The organism is Pseudomonas sp. SDO5271_S396 (assembly GCF_054071795.1).
The window spans coordinates 16835-35007 of sequence record NZ_JBSVWB010000006.1 but is presented as its reverse complement, the minus strand read 5'-3'; the positions used below and the strand labels follow the sequence as shown (position 1 = coordinate 35007).

Here is an 18173-nt window from a genome sequence, read left to right as displayed (position 1 = left end):
GTAGCACTCAGCACCCGACGCGGTAACGATTTATAACGTTCCACGAAGGTATCTGGCATTTCGCATGCCTCAAGCGCGGCGCACCAAACATAGTAGGCATATCACCCATCATTCGCTGTATCAGCGCATTTTGAGTGGCTTTTTCGAGCGATTCCCACCAATTGGGTGATATATGCAGGTTCTCAAAGTGTTCGAATAGAAAGCAAACGATCCTTGAGGAGAGATCCTCATCGCTAATCTTCTCGAGGGTTTGAATCACCGGAAGGCAGACAGGATCGTCTTCTGGTAGCCACGTAAAGACAACATGACCGTTTTCACCTCCATAGAAAGACGTCACGCTAAGCAGGTGAGGCGTAACAGTGATATCCACCAGATCTTGATGCCGCTTTCCTTCGAAATCTCTTTCAGGCGGGTAGGTGCCACTACACATGACTGGTGGAGGCCCCTCTAAATCGATGATGTACGATCGAACGACGGAATAATCATCGCTGAGAAGTGGCACCTCAAACCGCGGTTTGTGATGCTCGATATCCCTCAATGCTGCGTCTAGGCCGAGCCCTTGGGTGAAATTAAACATCTGCATAGACATTTGGGTGTCTAGTGATCGGCCCCGATCAAGATCTTTCTGCAGCTTTGCTGTCTCCGCAGCCGCCCTCTTCGTATATATCTCCCTTGCATATGCCCGGTAGGCCAACAAAAAGCACTGCTGCTGGCTCCCGCCAAAAACCTCTTTCTCTACTGGTGCGAACAGCTCGTCGTCGTGCGTCGAGCAGAAACCGGAGAATGTCGAAGCTTTACGAATTCCAACCAGTTCGGGATGAAGGAGCCCCTTGTGCTTTGTGAGATTTTCAAAAGAGGGCACAAAGGTCAAAACATGACCATCCCTTGCGATCTCGCTCAGGCTTCCTGAGCGTTGCACGGTATGAGCAGCAATTATTTTGCCAGAGCATTTTTCATGCATCACATCAGGCGCAGAACAAAGCTTTACGGAGAATTCCTTTCTCACAGCAGCACTTATGTCCCAAGGGTTCACACGCGGTTCTTGCTCGCGCCCCAGGTGGCAATGCTTATATTTTTTTCCTGACCCACAGAAACACTGCTCGTTTCTACCGTACTTCATAAAGCCTCCTTGCCAGCAGCTAGCATTCCTACGAAAAAAGCCCCGCAGGATGATTTCCTAGCGGGGCTTTCTGTGCCTGATGCTGTCACCCTGCTGTCACGAAGCAAATGACAATTTCGGCTGACGGCCTAAAAGGCTTGATTTATATGGTGTCCCAGGGCCGGTTCGAACGGCCAACCTTCCCCTTAGGAGGGGGATGCTCTATCCAATTGAGCTACTGGGACAAATGACAGCCATCGGGCCAGAGGGCGCGGCGACGGACGGCGTGCATGTTAACGGCCAGGGTGAGTTTTGTCATGTCGTCCGTAGGCTTTTTGAATGTAGGCCGATCCTTGTCCAGCCCCCCCCCCGTTCTACCCAGCAATTCCGGGTGCTTGGTGCGATCGTGCAAAATGCACTCCCGCAAAATCAAGGTATTGCAAATTGCAACCCGCCACGCCTCAAAAATAGACTTAACTCGTTGATTTTATTCGAATAAAGTCTTGGCACGGCATCTGCAATATTTCTCCTGCAACCTCAATCCGGCAACGCCGCCTGCGGAGAATTCGATCATGAACAGCGCCCTCCTGTTAGCCCTCAATACCGTGGCCCTGGCTGCGCTGGTCATGTTTCATTTCCAGTCGGCGAACAGCGATGACACGGCGCGGATCAGCCAACCCGTTCCTCATCACCTTCAGCAACGCCCGCAACTGGCAGTGATGAACGCCAACGCGCAATCGCCGATTCGCCAGACCCAAGGCACACAGTCAGCACCCGCCACTGAACACTGGGTTTTCTGAGGAAGCTTTCATGAGCAAACCTGCCTGGCTATTTCTTTGCCTGACCCTGAGCACCGCCCTCTTTGGCCTGTCAACCAGTCCCGAGGACGTGCAGACCACGGCATTCATCGCAAGCGGTGTATGCGCCAGCCTGCTGTTGATCGCCCTTGTGATGGGCCGACGAATCAAATTCGACCCGATTTTGCGCTGAACCTTTGCCTCCCGCCGACGCCTATACCTTATGTCGCCTCAACCTCGTAAATCGGCAAATTGCCACTAGTCTTAAAAATAAGGGCAAAAGGCCACTTTGCTATAGGATGTGCGCCCTTGACCCTGTTGCGGCTGGGCTTGCGTGAAGATTGACTGACGGCAGTCCTGATGAAAAAGATTTCCAACCAGTCCGCAAAAATGTAAATGAGTGCTGGCATAAAGCCTTTAGGCAGTTCAATATTTGTCACAGATTTGACGCCAAGGAACTGGCAAATCTGAGGCATGATGCGGCCTCTTTGCAATTCAGGTTGAACATTTGGCTGCAAGCCTTGTCCTAACACACATCTTGCGGCCAATTCCAAAAACCGCTCCCCTGAACTAACCGGTTAAATATATGCGCCCATTGAAACAGGCAATTTATTCCAGCCGTACGGCTGACAAGTTCGTCGTACGTCTGCCAGACGGAATGCGGGAACGCATTGCCGAGGTGGCTCGCAATCATCACCGCAGCATGAACTCCGAAATCATCGCGCGCCTGGAGCAGAGCCTTATTCAGGAAGGTGCGTTGGGCGACGAGTTGAGCATGCGCCTGGACAGCCCCGAGCTGTCGCTGCACGAACGCGAACTGCTGCAGCGCTTTCGTCAGCTCTCCCACCGCCAGCAAAATGCTCTCGTCTCGCTTATTGCGCACGACGTTGAAGCGGCCGCAGAAGCCAATTGATCTGCAACTGAAAGCCGAAGCCAGCCTTGTGCTGGCTTTTTTTTGCCTGGAATTTGCGCAGACATTGGCGTGCTGGCGCCCCGTGCGACTTGACCTATCACGAGATGATGCGATCGCTCGCAAGCCAGCTCCTGCAAAGGAGCCGGCATGCCGGGAAGATCAAAGCAGGAAGATGGTTGCCAAGCCCAGGAAGATAAAGAAGCCACCGCTGTCGGTCATCGCCGTGATCATCACGCTGGCCCCCATTGCAGGGTCGCGTCCAAGGCGGGCCAGGGTCATGGGGATCAATACCCCCATCAAAGCCGCCAACAACAGATTGAGGGTCATGGCCGCGGTCATCACCACCCCCAGGGACCAACTGCCATACAGCATGTAGGCCACCGCACCAATCACCCCGCCCCACACCACACCATTGATCAGCGCCACCGCCAATTCCTTGCGCATCAGCCGTGAGGTGTTGCCGGTGTTCACCTGGTCCAGCGCCATGGCACGCACAATCATGGTGATGGTCTGGTTGCCCGAATTACCACCGATACCCGCCACGATCGGCATCAGCGCAGCCAGGGCCACCAGCTTCTCGATGGAGCCTTCGAACAGCCCGATCACCCGAGAGGCGATAAACGCCGTGATCAGGTTGATCGCCAGCCATGCCCAACGGTTGCGCAGAGAGCGCCAGACCGAAGCAAAGATATCTTCCTCCTCACGCAGACCGGCCATGTTGAGGACTTCGGTTTCACTCTCTTCACGAATCAAGTCGACCATTTCATCGATGGTCAGACGGCCGATCAGCTTGCCGTTCTTGTCGACGACCGGAGCCGAGATCAAGTCGTAACGCTCGAACGCCTGCGCGGCGTCATAAGCGTCTTCGTCCGGGTGGAAACTCACCGGATCGCTGGCCATAACATCAGCCACTTGCTTCTCAGGGTCGTTGACCAGCAGGCGCTTGATCGGCAGCACCCCCTTGAGAATGCCTTCGTAATCGACCACGAACAGTTTATCGGTATGCCCCGGCAGCTCCTTGAGTCGGCGCAGGTAACGCAGCACCACTTCCAGACTGACGTCTTCGCGGATGGTGACCATTTCGAAGTCCATCAGGGCGCCAACCTGATCCTCGTCATAGGACAGCGCGGAGCGGACTCGCTCACGCTGCTGACCATCGAGGGCTTCCATCAGCTCATGCACAACATCACGAGGCAGCTCAGGGGCCAGGTCGGCCAGTTCGTCAGCATCCATCTCCTTGGCGGCCGCCAGGAGCTCGTGATCGTCCATGTCGGCGATGAGGGTTTCACGCACCGAGTCGGATACTTCAAGAAGGATGTCGCCGTCGCGATCTGCCTTGACCAACTGCCAGAGGGTCAGTCGATCATCCAGCGGCAAGGCTTCAAGGATATAGGCGACGTCTGCAGAGTGCAGGTCATCGAGCTTGCGTTGCAGCTCGACCAGGTTTTGCCGATGAACCAGGTTTTCGACGCGATCCTGATTAGGACCTTCCTGGCGGTGCGTGAGGTCTTCGACCACGCGCTGGCGCTGCAGCAGCTCGATGACTTGAGCAAGGCGATCCTGCAGGCTTTCTTGTGTTTTCTTTACTTCTACTTCGGTCATAGGCGAACTCCACTCCCAGCAGCGGGGCACGCCGGAAGGATCAATCAGTCAATTCATGATTGGTGAAACGGGGTACTGAGTAACTACTGGGTAAGTCCATGGAGGTATTCCACAAGCCCCGGCGGGGCTGACGGGCGCAATGATACACCGCCCAACCGCTTTAAATGTTAAAAAACTGGAAAGAACAAGCGCTTGCGAGCCAAAGCTAAGTATTGTCCACACCTATGAAACTGCGACGACACAGCCATAGATGAAAACACATGGGGAGGGAGAAAAAGATGAAACCCGGGACGAATCCTACACAAACCCCAGACGGCAAAAAGCCCGCACTTGGCGGGCTTTTTGTTTGTATGGTGCACTCGACAGGATTCGAACCTGTGACCGCTCGGTTCGTAGCCGAGTACTCTATCCAGCTGAGCTACGAGTGCATTTGTTGCCGCGCATTATAGGCCGTTCAATCTCTATGTAAAGCGATTTTTTCTAGTAATTTCAACAACTTACCGAAAAATCCAGATTGCAACGTACTAAGCAAATAATGGCGGAGAACGGGGGATTCGAACCCCCGACACCCTTGTGAGGTGTACTCCCTTAGCAGGGGAGCGCCTTCGGCCACTCGGCCAGCTCTCCGCAACACGGGGCGTATATTAACCACGTTCATCCCCGTTTGCAAACATAAAAAACGATAAAAATTAAAGGCTTGGTACCCTACCCCTCAATCATCCTTCTCTTCGTCGTTTTCGTCGGTCAGCTGCCGACGTTGCTGTTGCTCTTTCTCTTTCTTCTCATGGCTGATCCGCTGGTAGATCTCCTCGCGATGGACCGATACTTCTTTCGGAGCGTTAACCCCGATACGCACTTGATTGCCTTTGACGCCGAGCACGGTCACGGTGATTTCGCCATCACCGATAATCAGGCTTTCTGCGCAACGACGAGTCAGAATCAGCATACCTTTCTCCTCACGCATTTCAGTTCAGGAACAACAGTCTGCAAAAAAAAGGCCTTCGACCTACAACCCGGAAGCCGTAGCCCTACCGCCTAAGTATTGTCGAGCCCACGCAAAAGAACATGCGCCCCACAAAAAAATGAAAGGCGCGGAAATCCGCGCCTTTCCGGCCTTGCGTTACTCGCCCTGTCGGGCCGGAGCGTCCAGCTCAAAAGCGGTATGCAGCGCGCGTACAGCCAGTTCCAGGTATTTCTCTTCGATCACCACCGACACCTTGATTTCCGACGTGGAGATCATCTGGATGTTGATGCTTTCCTTCGCCAGCGCTTCGAACATGCGGCTGGCCACGCCGGCGTGGGAGCGCATGCCCACGCCCACGATCGACACCTTGGCAATCTTGGTATCGCCGACCACTTCACGGGCGCCGATTTCCTTCGCGGTGTTCTGCAGGATCCGCTCCGCCGCATCGTACTCGTTGCGGTGCACGGTGAAGGTGAAATCGGTGGTGTTATCGTGCGAAACGTTCTGCACGATCATGTCCACTTCGATGTTCGCGCCGCTGATGGGGCCCAGGATCTTGAACGCCACGCCCGGGGTGTCCGGCACGCCACGGATGGTCAGCTTGGCTTCATCACGGTTGAAAGCGATACCGGAAATGATCGGCTGTTCCATGGATTCCTCTTCATCAATAGTAATGAGGGTGCCCGGACCCTCTTTGAAGCTGTGCAATACGCGCAGCGGAACGTTGTACTTGCCGGCGAATTCCACCGCACGGATTTGCAACACCTTGGAACCGAGGCTGGCCATTTCCAGCATCTCTTCGAAGGTGATCTTGTCCAGGCGCTGGGCCACGGACACGACACGCGGGTCCGTGGTGTAGACGCCATCCACATCGGTGTAGATCTGGCACTCATCAGCCTTGAGGGCCGCCGCCAGGGCCACACCGGTGGTGTCCGAACCGCCACGCCCAAGGGTGGTGATGTTGCCCTGCTCGTCCACACCCTGGAAGCCCGCTACAACTACCACGCGACCGGCTTTCAGATCAGTACGAATTTTCTGATCGTCGATCTGCAGGATTCGCGCCTTGGTATGCGCGCTGTCGGTGAGGATTCGCACCTGACTGCCAGTGTAGGACACCGCCGGCACACCACGCTTGTTCAGCGCCATGGCCAGCAAGGCAATAGTGACTTGCTCACCGGTGGACACGATCACATCCAGCTCACGCGGGAGCGGCTGTTGATCGCCGCTGATTGCCTTGGCCAGATCGATCAGGCGATTGGTCTCGCCGCTCATGGCCGACAGCACCACCACCAGGTCATCGCCGGCATCGCGGAATTTCTTAACCTTGTCGGCGACCTGCTCGATTCTTTCGACAGAGCCGACCGAGGTGCCTCCAAATTTCTGTACGATCAAAGCCATTTCTAAGCCGCCTCAGCCCGTAAAGGGGCGCCTAATATCCAATCAACCAGCACCGAACCTGCCCGCGACTAGACCACGGGCCGGTTATCAGTGCCTTAAATACCTGCCTCGACAAACGGCACGGTCAGGGCCAGGGCCGCGTCCAGGCTGGCAGCGTCTACACCACCGCCTTGCGCCATGTCCGGACGACCACCGCCCTTCCCGCCCACTGCCGCGGCGGCTTGCTTCATCAAATCACCGGCCTTGAGTTGGCCAGTCAGGTCCTTGGTTACACCGGCAACCAGAACGACCTTTTCCTCATGGACACCGCCGAGCAGGATCACTGCGCGACCGAGCTTGTTCTTCAACTGATCGACCAAGGCCAACAACGCCTTGCCGTCCTGACCGTCCAGGCGCGCGGCCAGGACCTTCACGCCCTTGACGTCCACCGCAGCCGCCGACAGATCATCGCCCGCCGCGCTGGCTGCCTTGGCTTGCAACTGCTCCAGCTGCTTCTCCAGGGCGCGGTTGCGCTCCAGCACAGCGGACAGTTTGTCGATCAGGTTGTCGCGGCTGCCCTTGACCAGGCTGGCCGCTTCCTTGAGTTGTTCTTCAGCCGCATTCAGGTAGGCCAGGGCCGCAGCGCCTGTCACCGCCTCGATACGACGCACACCGGACGCCACGCCGCCTTCGCTGATGATTTTCAGCAAGGCGATATCGCCGGTACGGTTGGCGTGGATACCGCCGCACAGTTCCACCGAGAAATCGCCACCCATGCTCAGCACACGCACGCTGTCGCCGTATTTTTCGCCGAACAGCGCCATGGCGCCCTTGGCCTTGGCGGTCTCGATATCGGTTTCTTCGGTTTCAACGGCAGTGTTCTTGCGAATCTCGGCGTTGACGATATCTTCCAGCGCCTTGATCTGCTCAGGCTTGATCGCTTCGAAGTGGCTGAAGTCGAAGCGCAGACGCTGGCTGTCCACCAGGGAACCCTTCTGCTGAACGTGCTCGCCCAGTACCTGACGCAGCGCCGCGTGCAGCAAGTGAGTAGCCGAGTGGTTCAGCGAGGTGGCGTGGCGCACATCGGCATCCACCTGGGTGTCCACCGGCGCACCGACTGTCAGGCTGCCCGAAGCCAGTACACCGTGGTGCAGGAACGCGCCACCGGTCTTGGTGGTATCACGCACATCAAAACGACCGGAAGCCGCCTTGAGGAAACCGCAGTCGCCGATCTGGCCACCGGATTCGGCGTAGAACGGGGTCTGGTCCAGGACCACCACACCGTCGTCGCCTTCGTTCAATACATCGACCGACTGGCCTTCTTTATAAAGGGCAACCACCTTGGCCACACCACTGGTGGCACTGTAACCGGTGAACTCGGTGGCAACGTCAACCTTGACCAGGCTGTTGTAGTCCATGCCAAAGGAACTGGCGGAACGTGCGCGCACGCGCTGGGCCTCCATCTCGCGCTCGAAACCTTCCTCGTCGAGGGTCAGGTTGCGTTCGCGGGCGATGTCGCCGGTCAGGTCCATCGGGAAACCGTAGGTGTCGTAGAGCTTGAACACCACATCGCCCGGCACCACGGAACCTTGCAGGTTGGCAAGGTCCTGCTCGAGGATCTTCAGGCCCTGTTCCAGGGTCTTGGCGAACTGCTCTTCTTCGGCTTTCAGCACGCGCTCGATATGCGCCTGGTTCTGCTTGAGCTCCGGGAAGGCTTCGCCCATCTCGGCGACCAGGGCCGCGACGATCCGGTAGAAGAAGCTGCCATTGGCGCCCAGCTTGTTGCCGTGGCGGCAAGCACGGCGAATGATGCGACGCAGCACGTAGCCACGGCCTTCGTTGGACGGCAGCACGCCGTCGGCAATCAGGAAACCGCAGGAGCGAATGTGGTCCGCCACCACTTTCAGCGACGCCTGTTCTTCGTTGGCGCAACCGATGGCCTTGGCAGCCGCATTCAGCAGGCTCTGGAACAGGTCGATTTCATAGTTGGAGTGAACGTGCTGCATCACCGCACTGATCCGCTCCAGGCCCATGCCGGTGTCGACCGACGGCGCTGGCAGCGGGTGCAACACGCCATCGGCGGTGCGGTTGAACTGCATGAACACGTTGTTCCAGATTTCGATATAACGGTCGCCGTCTTCCTCTGGCGAGCCCGGCGGGCCGCCCCAGATGTCGGCGCCGTGGTCGTAGAAAATCTCGGTGCAAGGACCGCACGGGCCGGTATCACCCATGGTCCAGAAGTTGTCGGACGCGTAAGGCGCCCCCTTGTTGTCACCGATACGCACCATGCGCTCGGCGGGTACGCCGACCTGTTTGGTCCAGATGTCGTAGGCCTCGTCATCGCTGGCATACACCGTGACCCAGAGCTTTTCCTTCGGCAGCTTCAGCACGCCGGTCAGGAAGGTCCAGGCAAAATTGATCGCATCCTGCTTGAAATAATCGCCAAAGCTGAAGTTGCCGAGCATTTCAAAAAAGGTGTGGTGACGGGCGGTGTAGCCGACGTTTTCCAGGTCGTTGTGCTTGCCACCGGCGCGCACGCACTTCTGGCTGCTGACCGCGCGGGTGTAGGCGCGCTTTTCCTGGCCCAGGAAGCAGTCCTTGAACTGGTTCATACCCGCGTTGGTGAACAGCAGGGTAGGGTCATTGCCTGGGATCAAGGAGCTGGAGGCGACACGGGTGTGACCTTGCTCTTCGAAGAAGCGAAGGAAGGCTTCACGGATTTCTGCGCTTTTCATTAGGTTCTTCCACGGAGGCTGCGGCCAAAGGCCAGTGCGCAACATCATCAGACGAAGCGACGGCAAAGGGCCGCATTATATCGGCCCTTTGCCGGTGGTACAGCGTGTTTATGCGATAGAGACAGTCAATTAGACGGTCTGCACTGTCATTTTCGGGAAAAGTCGACGAATGTCTGCACGACTTGCTCGATCTGCGCCCGGCTGACGTCCAAGTGCGTGACCATGCGCAGGCGCGGTGCGGCGCTCAACTTGATCCCGCGCTCGGCGGCAAATGCCTTCAGCGCCTGCGCTCGCTCGCCGATCTGCACATAGACCATGTTGGTCTGCACCGGCTCTACCGTGTAGCCGGCCTTGCGCAGTTCATCCCCCAACCATTGTGCGTTGGCGTGGTCATCCACCAGGCGCTGCACTTGATGATCCAGTGCATACAGCCCCGCCGCCGCCAGGAAACCCGCTTGGCGCATACCGCCACCGACCATCTTGCGCAGGCGTCGCGCCTTGGCGATCAACGCCGTGGAACCGCACAGCACCGAGCCCACCGGCGCACCGAGCCCTTTGGACAGGCACACCGACACCGAATCGAAATGCTGGGCAATTTCTCGCACATCCACACCCAACTTGACCGCCGCGTTGTAGATACGCGCGCCATCCAGGTGCAGGGCCAGGCCATGTTCACGAGTAAACGCCCGCGCCCTGGCCAGGTACTCCAGGGGGAGCACCTTGCCCTGCATGGTGTTTTCCAGGGCGAGCAGGCGGGTGCGGGCGAAGTGGAAATCGTCGGGCTTGATCGCGGCCAATACCTGGTCCAGGTCGAGAGAACCGTCCGCCTGCACTTCCAGCGGCTGCGGCTGGATCGAACCGAGCACCGCTGCGCCGCCGCCCTCGTATTTGTAGGTATGGGCCTGCTGGCCGACGATGTATTCCTCGCCCCGTTCACAATGCGCCATCAACGCCAGCAGATTGCTCATGGTGCCGGTGGGCACGAACAACGCGGCGGCAAGCCCCAGGCGCTTGGCCAACTCGGCTTCCAGAAGGTTGACGCTGGGGTCTTCACCGTACACGTCATCGCCACTGAGCGCCGCGGCCATTGCCTCGCGCATGCCGGGGGTGGGTTGGGTCACGGTGTCGCTGCGCAGGTCAATCACAGTCATGGAGCAGGCCTCTGAGGGGATGGGAAAGTCCTTTCTATGGCAGATTACTGCGGGCAACGCCACGGAATATCAAGCCCCGTGGCACCTTCAATCGAATACCAACCAAACAAACCGATATAGCTTATCGATACAGCGGTGGTGCAGTTTTGGAAAAACCGTGTTAAAAACTCTCCGCCGCCAGGGTTCTGGCGGCAACGTTCTCAGGGCGGGGTGCAATTCCCCACCGGCGGTAATTGCGCGCAATGTGCATAGCCCGCGAGCGCTTGGCGCCTCGAACTGCTCACGCAGGACGGCGACAAGGTCAGCAGACCCGGTGTGATCCCGGGGCCGACGGTCATAGTCCGGATGAAGAGAGAACGGGATTGGCACCTGAGGGCCGCGCACCTGTCGTGCTCGCGTACCCTTAAATCCCATTCGATTCATAACGCCCTGTTTTTTTCTTAAACAGGAGTCAGAACATGCAACCCACCGCTATCGACAGCAAGACCAAACACCATCACGGCGAACGTATCGCATTTGTCCAAGCCTGCTGGCACAAGGACATTGTCGACCAGAGTCGCAAAGGCTTCCTCGCCGAAATCATCGCCCAGGGCTATCAGGAATCGGACATCGATTTCTTCGAAGTCGGCGGCGCCTTTGAGCTGCCCCTGCACGCCAAGCTGCTGGCCAAGACCGGCCGCTATGCCGGCGTCGTGGCCGCCGCGCTGGTGGTGGACGGTGGCATCTACCGTCACGACTTCGTGGCCCAATCGGTGGTCAGCGGCCTGATGCAGGTTCAGCTGGAAACCGAAGTGCCGGTGTTCTCGGTGTCCCTGACCCCGCACCACTTCCACGCAGGCAGCGAACACCAGGCATTCTTCCACGATCATTTCGTGCACAAGGGCCAGGAAGCCGCGCGTACCTGCGCCGACACCCTGCAGAAAGTCCGTGCGATCCGTCGCAGCGAGCCTCGCGCCGTCGCGGTCTGAGGCATAAAAAACCCGGTGCACGCACCGGGTTTTCTTTTAGGCCAGGCTGGCCTCGGTGGTCGGCACAATCAATATCCCCGCCCGCAGCCCATTCTTCACTTTCGGATTGGGGAAGATGATGCGTGCGCCCTCCTCCTCGATCACCCAACGGGTCTTGGCCACGTCTTCGGCCAGCAGGTACCCCTGCGCCAGTGGCGAGAAGTTTTCCACGTCTGTCGGCAGGTGCAGGATAAACGCGTCGCTGTGCTTGATGACCTCGCGTGAAACGGCAAACAGCTGCAAACCTTCCAGGCTGTCGGACGTAGGCTCGTTGCCCTCGATGAACTGCTTGAGGCGGTTTTCCAGGCGTGACACGTCCACGCCCTGGTTGTGCCCGAATGGCCGCGCCTTGCCCAGCTCCAGGGTGAACGCCTCGGCCTCCAACTGCTCGTAGGTAAACGCCGAGAAGGTGATCGAGGTCTTGTTCTGCAACAGCACCGCCTCCATGCCGGCAGCGCGCAGCCGCGCCAGCTCATGGCGTGAATGCTGACGCCCCTCCTTCCACGGGTACAACGCGAACTGTTCGATCCGGGAGCCACGAATGGCGGTGTGCAGGTCATAGTGCAGGCGCGAACGCCCCGGCAGGCTGAAAAAGCTGCGGGCCAATTGCTCGAGTTCAGCGGCACGCATCGCTTCGGGGCCGATGTTTTTTTCATGACGGCCGTTGAACAGCCGATTGATGTCCAGTTCGAGATAACGCTCGCCCCGGCGCATGGCCTCGGGGTTGCCGAACAGGAACAGAATACGGGTGCGGGGTTTGATCTCCCCCCGGGCAATGCCATGCAACAGGCGGTCGAGCAGCTCGATCGGCGCCGTTTCGTTGCCATGGATGCCGGACGACAGCAACAGGTCGCTGCCGTTGTCCTTCGCTTCAGGCGGGCGTACTTCGAGCGCGCCCTCGCTGAGCCAGCGCATCTGCACGCCGTCGACAGTCAGTTGAATTTTTTGCGCCGGTTCACGACCGGCGAGGGTCAGTTCAAGCAGTTTGCCGAGGGCGAGCATAAGCAGCTTCCTTAGTGGTTGCAGCCGGGGCCGTGGACGTGATCGTCGTCAGCTTCGAGGTCGGCGGGTTCCATTTCCAGTTGCAGGCTCATCAGGTTGGTGGCCAATGGACGCATCAGCAGGTTGGCGTACTCGGCGTCACCCTCTTCCACGTCCACACCGATCAGCAATTGGCCGCGACCGTCGTGCTGGATCCAGATTTCCTTGCCCTGCCAGACCACGGCGACGCGGGTGCAGGAGGTTTCCAGCTGGGTGCCGTCGGTGTCTTCGAGAATCAGCTTCAGGGTGTCGGTGGTCATAAATAGCTCTCAGCCATGGGTGTAAAAAAGTGGCGTTAATTGATCTGGAAAGGATAAACCGAGCCCAGTTTAAGGATTTGCGTCAGTTCATCCAATGCCGTCCGGCACTCTAGCAGCAATTGCGGGTCAGCCAGGTCGGACTCGGTCAGGCTGTCGCGATAATGCTTGTCGACCCACTGGGTCAGCGTGTCGTACAACGGCGCGGTCATGATAACGCCAGGATTGACCGCCGCCAGTTCGGTTTCGTTCAAGGCCACGCGCAAACGCAGGCACGCCGGGCCACCACCGTTCTGCATACTTTGCTTGAGGTCGAAGACCTTCACTTCGCGGATCAGGCCACCGGAGCTGGTGAGGCCTTGCAGGTATTGCCAGACACGCTCGTTGGCACGGCATTCTTCGGGCACGATCAGCAGCATCGAACCATCGCCACGGCTCAGCAACTGGCTGTTGAACAGGTAGGAACGCACCGCATCCTCGACACTGACCTGGGCCCGCGGCACACATACCGACTGGAAATGGCCGCCCAGCTTGCCCAGCTTGCTCTGCAGCTCGGCGAGCATCTGCTCGGTCTGAAGGAAGGCATCCTCGTGATAGAACAACACCTCGCCATTGCCCACCGCAATCACGTCGTTGTGGAACACGCCCGCATCAATCACTGCCGGGTTCTGCTGGGCGTAGACCACGCCCTCGTCCTTCAGGCCGTGCAAACGGGCAACCGCCTGAGACGCTTCCAGCGTCTGGCGCGCCGGATACTTGTGCGGTGCAGGGTAACGGGTATCGAAAGCACTGCGCCCAAACACGAAGAATTCAACGCCCGCCTCGCCGTAGTCGCGGCAGAAACGCGTGTGGTTGGCTGCGCCTTCATCGCCGAATTGCGCCACTGCCGGCAACGCCGCGTGGTGGGCAAAGTGCTGCTGATCGGCAAACATCGCCCCCAGCACACGGCTGGTGGTCGGATGTTCGATGCTGCGGTGATATTTGCAGTTGAGGTTGGCAGCGGTGAAATGCACGCGGCCATCCGCCGTATCGGCGCTCGGGCTGACGGTCGCGGCGTTGGCCACCCACATGCTCGACGCCGAGCAACTGGCAACCAGCAACGGCATGGCCTGCTTGGCCGCCTGCTGGATCACTTGCGCATCGGTACCGCTGAAGCCAAGGTTGCGCAGGGCCGCCACATCAGGCCGCTCCTGCGGCGCCAGCACCCCCTGCACAAAACCCATGTCCATCAGGGCCTTCATTTTTTGCAGGCCCTGCAACGCCGCTTCCTTCGGGTTGGAAGACTGCTGGCTGTTGCTCTGGGACGCGACGTTGCCATAGGACAAACCGCCGTAGTTATGGGTCGGCCCCACTAGACCGTCAAAATTGACTTCATAGGATTTCATCGGCGAGGCTCCACGAACATCTGTATTTTTATAGGCATCAACTGCAGATCTATATCTGTCATTCCGATTAACTGTGGGAGCTGGCTTGCCTGCGATAGCATCACCTCGGTTGTACTGAAAGACCGAGTCGTCTGTATCGCAGGCAAGCCAGCTCCCACATTAGATCGGTGCCACCTTCACTTGAGTGTTACACCGGGCGTCAGCGTCGCAGGCACTGCCAGACTTGGAGTCTCCAGCGACGCCACCGGATATGCACAATAATCCGCCGCGTAATACGCGCTGGCGCGGTGGTTGCCCGACGCTCCGACCCCACCGAACGGCGCGGTACTGGCGGCGCCGGTGAGTTGTTTGTTCCAGTTGACGATCCCGGCGCGGCTTTCCAGCCAGAATTGCTGGTAACGCGCTTCGGAATCCGACAACAAACCGGCCGCCAGGCCGTACTGCGTGTTGTTGGCCTCGGCAATCGCCGCTTCGAAATCAGCGTAGCGGATCACCTGCAACAGCGGGCCGAACAGCTCTTCATCTTCACGCTCGGTCACCTCGGTCACGTCGATGATGCCCGGGGTCAGCAATGCAGCCTGGTCCTGGGGCTGGGTCATTTCCAGCAACGCCACCGCGCCGTTGGCCAGCAGCAGCTCCTGGGCGTCCATCAAGGCTTTGGCAGCCGCGAGGGAAATCACCGAACCCATGAACGGCGCCGGCTGCCGGTCGAACGCACCGACTTCAAGGGTGGCGCTGACCACCACCAGGCGCGCCAGCAAGGCATCGCCCCACGCGCCTTGCGGTACCAGCAAACGACGCGCACAGGTACAACGCTGGCCGGCGGAGATGAACGCCGACTGGATAATGGTGTAGACCGCCGCGTCCACATCGGCCACTTCGTCCACCACCAGCGGGTTGTTGCCGCCCATTTCCAAGGCCAGGATCTTGTCGGGGCGCCCCGAGAACTGTTGGTGCAGATGGTTGCCTGTGCGGCTAGAACCGGTGAAGAACAGACCGTCGATACCCGGGTTGGCCGCCAGGGCGATACCGGTTTCCCGCGCACCTTGCAGCAGGTTCAACACGCCCGCCGGCAAGCCAGCCTGGATCCAGCATTGCACGGTCAGCTCGGCCACCTTCGGCGTCAGTTCGCTGGGCTTGAACAACACGGTGTTGCCGGCCAGCAACGCCGGCACGATGTGCCCGTTCGGCAAGTGTCCCGGGAAGTTATAGGGGCCAAACACCGCCACCACGCCGTGGGGCTTGTGACGCAGCACGGCAGTGGCGTCGCCCAGGGGCCCGCTCTTCTCGCCGGTGCGTTCGCGGTAGCTCTGTACCGAGATGGCGATCTTGTTGGCCATACTGGTGACTTCAGTGGCCGACTCCCACAGCGGCTTGCCGGTTTCCTCGCCAATGCACCGGGCGATCTCATCGGCCCGGCTTTTCAGGGTGGCGGCAAAGGTCTCCAGAATCGCAATACGCTCTTCCAGCGGGCGCCGGGCCCAGGCCGGAAACGCTTGGCGCGCGGCCTGCACGGCGGACTCGACCTGCTCGACCGTGGCGCCATGACCGGCCCACAACACCTGCTGGGAAACCGGATTGCGCGACTCGAACAGTTCACCCTGGCCAGCCAGCCAGCTCCCAGCGATATACAACGAACTCATGACTTGGACTCCCGGGCAGCGGACAACGGTACGGCACGCACTTGATCACCCGCGATCAGTTGCAGGCGTTTGGCGGTGAGCGGGTCGACCACCAGCGTGCCTGCCGCCAGCCGTGCAGGGGCGGCGGTGATGCGGCAATCTTCACGTTTACGGTTATGGATCAGGAACGGGGTGGCATCGTCTCCCGGCGTGCCGATCGCCAGCACCAGGGTCTCGCTGTCGCGTACCGCTCGGATCTTGCTGGTTTCGCACTCCACCGCCGGGCCGGCGTCGAAGATGTCGACATAGCCTTGATAGCTGAAGCCTTCGCTCTTGAGCATGCTCAGCGCCGGCTCGGTGTCGGGATGCACCTTGCCGATCACGCTGCGCGCGTCCTCGGACAAAAAGCAAGTGTACAGCGGAAACTTCGGCATCAACTCGGCGATGAACGCCTTGTTGCCCACCCCGGTCAGGTAGTCGGCCTGGCTGAATTCCATCTTGAAGAAGTGGCGCCCCAGGCTTTCCCAGAATGGCGAACGCCCGGCGTCATTGGACACGCCGCGCATCTCGGCAATGATCTTGTTGCCGAACAGTTGCGGGAACTCGGCAATGAACAGCATGCGCGCCTTGGCCAGCATGCGACCGTTGAGCCCGCTGCGGTAATCGGCATGCAGGAACAACGAGCACAGCTCGGAATTGCCGGTGAGGTCGTTGGCCAGGAACAGCGTCGGAATCTCGCGGTAGATATTCAATTCCTGGGACGCACTGACGGTCAGGCCCACCCGGAAGTTGTACCACGGCTCGCGCAGGCCGACGGCACCGGCGATGGCGGAAATGCCCACCACGCGGCCTTCGTCGTTTTCCAGCACGAACAGGTAGTCGGCATCGCCACGCCCGGCGTCGCCGCGAAAGGTCTTTTCAGCCCAGCCCACTCGATGGGTCAGGCGCGCTTCATTGGCCGGCAAGGTGGTCAGGCCGGTGCCGGTGCTGCGCGCCAGATCAATCAGGGCGGGTAAATCGCTGCTGCGTACGGGACGAACGATCATGCTATCTCCTCGAACGGGCCGCTGTTGTCAGCCACCCGCAAAACTCCGCTTTTAAACCGCTACCAGGCGCACGCTCGCGCCTTCGCCGACGCCCAGGGCTTCCGCCGCTGCCAGGTCCAGAGTCACCGGCTTGCCGGGCGCGTAGTCCAGCTCCAGCATCACCGCGCGGTAATCCTGCAGTTGCGCGTTGCTCACCAGGTACTGGCGGCTCGCCCCCTTGACCATCTCGCCGATCTTCACCGGCACCACGCGGCTCTGGGCAATCGAGCGAATCCCCGAGACCCGGGCGTGCAGCGTCGGGCCACCGTCAAAGATGTCGATGTAGTGGTCGGTCTCGAAACCTTCGCGCATGAGGATGTCGAAGGTGATCTGTGCCCGTGGGTGCACCTGGCCCATGGCTTCCTGCGCCTCATCCGGCAACAGCGGCACGTAGATCGGGTAGTGCGGCATCAGCTCGGCGAGGAAGGTGCGGCTTTTCAGCCCGCACAGGCGCTCGGCCTCGGCGTAGTTGAGGTCGAAGAAATTACGACCGATGGCGTCCCAGAACGGCGAGTCACCGTGCTCGTCGCTGTAACCGACGATCTCGGTCACCACCGAGTCGGCAAAACGCTCGGGATGGCTGGCGACGAACAGCAGACGGCCACGGGAATTGAGCTCCGACCACGGCGAACCCACCAGCTCGGGTTTCACGTAGAAACTGGTGAGCAGGCTGTTGCCCGTAAGGTCGTGGCACTGGGAAAGCACGTGGATCTTGTTGTGGATCTTCAGCTCGCGGGAGGCGTGCACGAAGGTCTCGTTGCGGAAACTGTAGAAAGGCTCGGAATAACCGGCCGACGCGACGATGGCCGAGCAGCCGGCGAGCTTGCCGGTCTCGGTGTCTTCGAGCACGAAGAAGTAGCTTTCTTCACCGTTGAAGCTCACCTCGGCCGCGAAGGACGCTTCGCTGGCCGCGATCTTGTCGCTCAGGCGTTCCACATCGTCCGGCAAGGAGGTGACACCAATCGGGCTGTCCGCAGCCAGACGCTGTACCTCGCCCAGATCAGCCATTTGCGCGGGGCGCATCACCAGCATGGTGTCACTCCTTAACTCGAAAACTCACAGAGGAAAAAAATACCGGACACACCGTCGGGACTCACCCGAAGACCAATGTGGGAGCGGGCTTGCCCGCGATAGCAGT

General features: G+C 59.3%; 17 protein-coding genes, 3 tRNA genes and 1 riboswitch. Of the genes, 4 read left to right on the top strand and 16 right to left on the bottom strand.

The features are described 5' to 3' along the window. Positions 1 to 7 precede the first annotated feature (7 nt). Entirely contained in the window at positions 8 to 1120 is a 1113-nt protein-coding gene (locus ACW9IN_RS06690) for a YecA family protein (RefSeq protein ID WP_457365138.1), read from the bottom strand. A gap of 147 nt (positions 1121 to 1267) precedes the next feature. Further along, a tRNA-Arg gene (locus ACW9IN_RS06685) sits at positions 1268 to 1344 on the bottom strand. A 327-nt stretch (positions 1345 to 1671) separates the two neighbouring features. Here ACW9IN_RS06685 and ACW9IN_RS06680 point away from each other — a divergent pair. Beyond that, positions 1672 to 1899, top strand: coding sequence for a hypothetical protein (locus tag ACW9IN_RS06680; protein ID WP_457365137.1), 228 nt, complete (start codon positions 1672 to 1674; stop codon positions 1897 to 1899). A 10-nt stretch (positions 1900 to 1909) separates the two neighbouring features. Beyond that, the gene (locus ACW9IN_RS06675) at positions 1910 to 2089 is read left to right on the top strand and encodes a PA3371 family protein (RefSeq protein ID WP_457365136.1); all 180 of its coding nucleotides are present in this window, start codon (positions 1910 to 1912) and stop codon (positions 2087 to 2089) included. A 28-nt stretch (positions 2090 to 2117) separates the two neighbouring features. Here the strand turns inward: ACW9IN_RS06675 and ACW9IN_RS06670 are convergent, their stop codons facing one another. Then, positions 2118 to 2450: a hypothetical protein gene (locus ACW9IN_RS06670; protein ID WP_457365135.1), complete on the bottom strand. Its 333-nt coding sequence runs from the start codon at positions 2448 to 2450 to the stop codon at positions 2118 to 2120. Positions 2451 to 2482: 32 nt separating this feature from the next. On the opposite strand from ACW9IN_RS06670, the gene ACW9IN_RS06665 reads away from it, so the two are divergent. Continuing rightward, positions 2483 to 2809 carry an Arc family DNA-binding protein gene (locus ACW9IN_RS06665; RefSeq protein WP_003175643.1) on the top strand — a complete coding sequence of 109 codons (327 nt, stop codon included), beginning with the start codon at positions 2483 to 2485 and terminating at the stop codon, positions 2807 to 2809. 159 nt (positions 2810 to 2968) lie between these two features. On the opposite strand, the gene mgtE is transcribed toward ACW9IN_RS06665, so the two are convergent. The 7 genes from mgtE to ltaE all read right to left on the bottom strand — a co-directional run bounded on the left by mgtE (position 2969) and on the right by ltaE (position 10638). Then, positions 2969 to 4411, bottom strand: coding sequence for a magnesium transporter (gene mgtE / locus ACW9IN_RS06660; RefSeq protein WP_457365134.1), 1443 nt, complete (start codon positions 4409 to 4411; stop codon positions 2969 to 2971). A gap of 351 nt (positions 4412 to 4762) precedes the next feature. Continuing rightward, positions 4763 to 4839, bottom strand: a tRNA-Arg gene (locus ACW9IN_RS06655). 108 nt (positions 4840 to 4947) lie between these two features. Continuing rightward, positions 4948 to 5038, bottom strand: a tRNA-Ser gene (locus ACW9IN_RS06650). An 85-nt stretch (positions 5039 to 5123) separates the two neighbouring features. Next, a complete protein-coding gene (csrA, locus tag ACW9IN_RS06645; protein WP_457365133.1) occupies positions 5124 to 5357 on the bottom strand; it encodes a carbon storage regulator CsrA in 234 nt (77 codons plus the stop codon). A 174-nt stretch (positions 5358 to 5531) separates the two neighbouring features. Next, a complete protein-coding gene (locus ACW9IN_RS06640; RefSeq protein WP_010208327.1) occupies positions 5532 to 6773 on the bottom strand; it encodes an aspartate kinase in 1242 nt (413 codons plus the stop codon). A gap of 95 nt (positions 6774 to 6868) precedes the next feature. After that, entirely contained in the window at positions 6869 to 9487 is a 2619-nt protein-coding gene (gene alaS / locus ACW9IN_RS06635) for an alanine--tRNA ligase (RefSeq protein ID WP_457365132.1), read from the bottom strand. A 146-nt stretch (positions 9488 to 9633) separates the two neighbouring features. Beyond that, the gene (ltaE, locus tag ACW9IN_RS06630; RefSeq protein ID WP_457365131.1) at positions 9634 to 10638 is read right to left on the bottom strand and encodes a low-specificity L-threonine aldolase; all 1005 of its coding nucleotides are present in this window, start codon (positions 10636 to 10638) and stop codon (positions 9634 to 9636) included. Positions 10639 to 10830: 192 nt separating this feature from the next. Beyond that, positions 10831 to 11000, top strand: a riboswitch (FMN riboswitch). Between the two features lie 96 nt (positions 11001 to 11096). Between ltaE and ACW9IN_RS06625 the strand changes: the two genes are divergently transcribed. Beyond that, positions 11097 to 11606, top strand: coding sequence for a 6,7-dimethyl-8-ribityllumazine synthase (locus ACW9IN_RS06625; protein WP_457365130.1), 510 nt, complete (start codon positions 11097 to 11099; stop codon positions 11604 to 11606). Positions 11607 to 11642: 36 nt separating this feature from the next. Here ACW9IN_RS06625 and astE read toward each other — a convergent pair whose 3' ends face one another. The 6 genes from astE to aruF all read right to left on the bottom strand — a co-directional run bounded on the left by astE (position 11643) and on the right by aruF (position 18067). Further along, on the bottom strand, positions 11643 to 12647 hold the full coding sequence (astE, locus tag ACW9IN_RS06620) for a succinylglutamate desuccinylase (protein WP_457365129.1): 1005 nt from the start codon (positions 12645 to 12647) through the stop codon (positions 11643 to 11645). An 11-nt stretch (positions 12648 to 12658) separates the two neighbouring features. After that, the gene (locus ACW9IN_RS06615; protein ID WP_457365128.1) at positions 12659 to 12946 is read right to left on the bottom strand and encodes a topoisomerase II; all 288 of its coding nucleotides are present in this window, start codon (positions 12944 to 12946) and stop codon (positions 12659 to 12661) included. 35 nt (positions 12947 to 12981) lie between these two features. Continuing rightward, complete coding sequence (astB, locus tag ACW9IN_RS06610) at positions 12982 to 14328, bottom strand: N-succinylarginine dihydrolase (RefSeq protein WP_457365127.1); 1347 nt, start codon at positions 14326 to 14328, stop codon at positions 12982 to 12984. A gap of 176 nt (positions 14329 to 14504) precedes the next feature. Next, positions 14505 to 15971 carry a succinylglutamate-semialdehyde dehydrogenase gene (gene astD / locus ACW9IN_RS06605; protein ID WP_457365126.1) on the bottom strand — a complete coding sequence of 489 codons (1467 nt, stop codon included), beginning with the start codon at positions 15969 to 15971 and terminating at the stop codon, positions 14505 to 14507. Beyond that, positions 15968 to 16996 (bottom strand): arginine N-succinyltransferase, encoded by a 1029-nt coding sequence (gene astA / locus ACW9IN_RS06600; RefSeq protein WP_457365125.1) that lies wholly within the window; start codon positions 16994 to 16996, stop codon positions 15968 to 15970. Before astA ends, astD begins: the two co-directional genes overlap by 4 nt. A 51-nt stretch (positions 16997 to 17047) precedes the next feature. Next, entirely contained in the window at positions 17048 to 18067 is a 1020-nt protein-coding gene (gene aruF / locus ACW9IN_RS06595) for an arginine/ornithine succinyltransferase subunit alpha (protein ID WP_457365124.1), read from the bottom strand. Positions 18068 to 18173 lie beyond the last annotated feature (106 nt).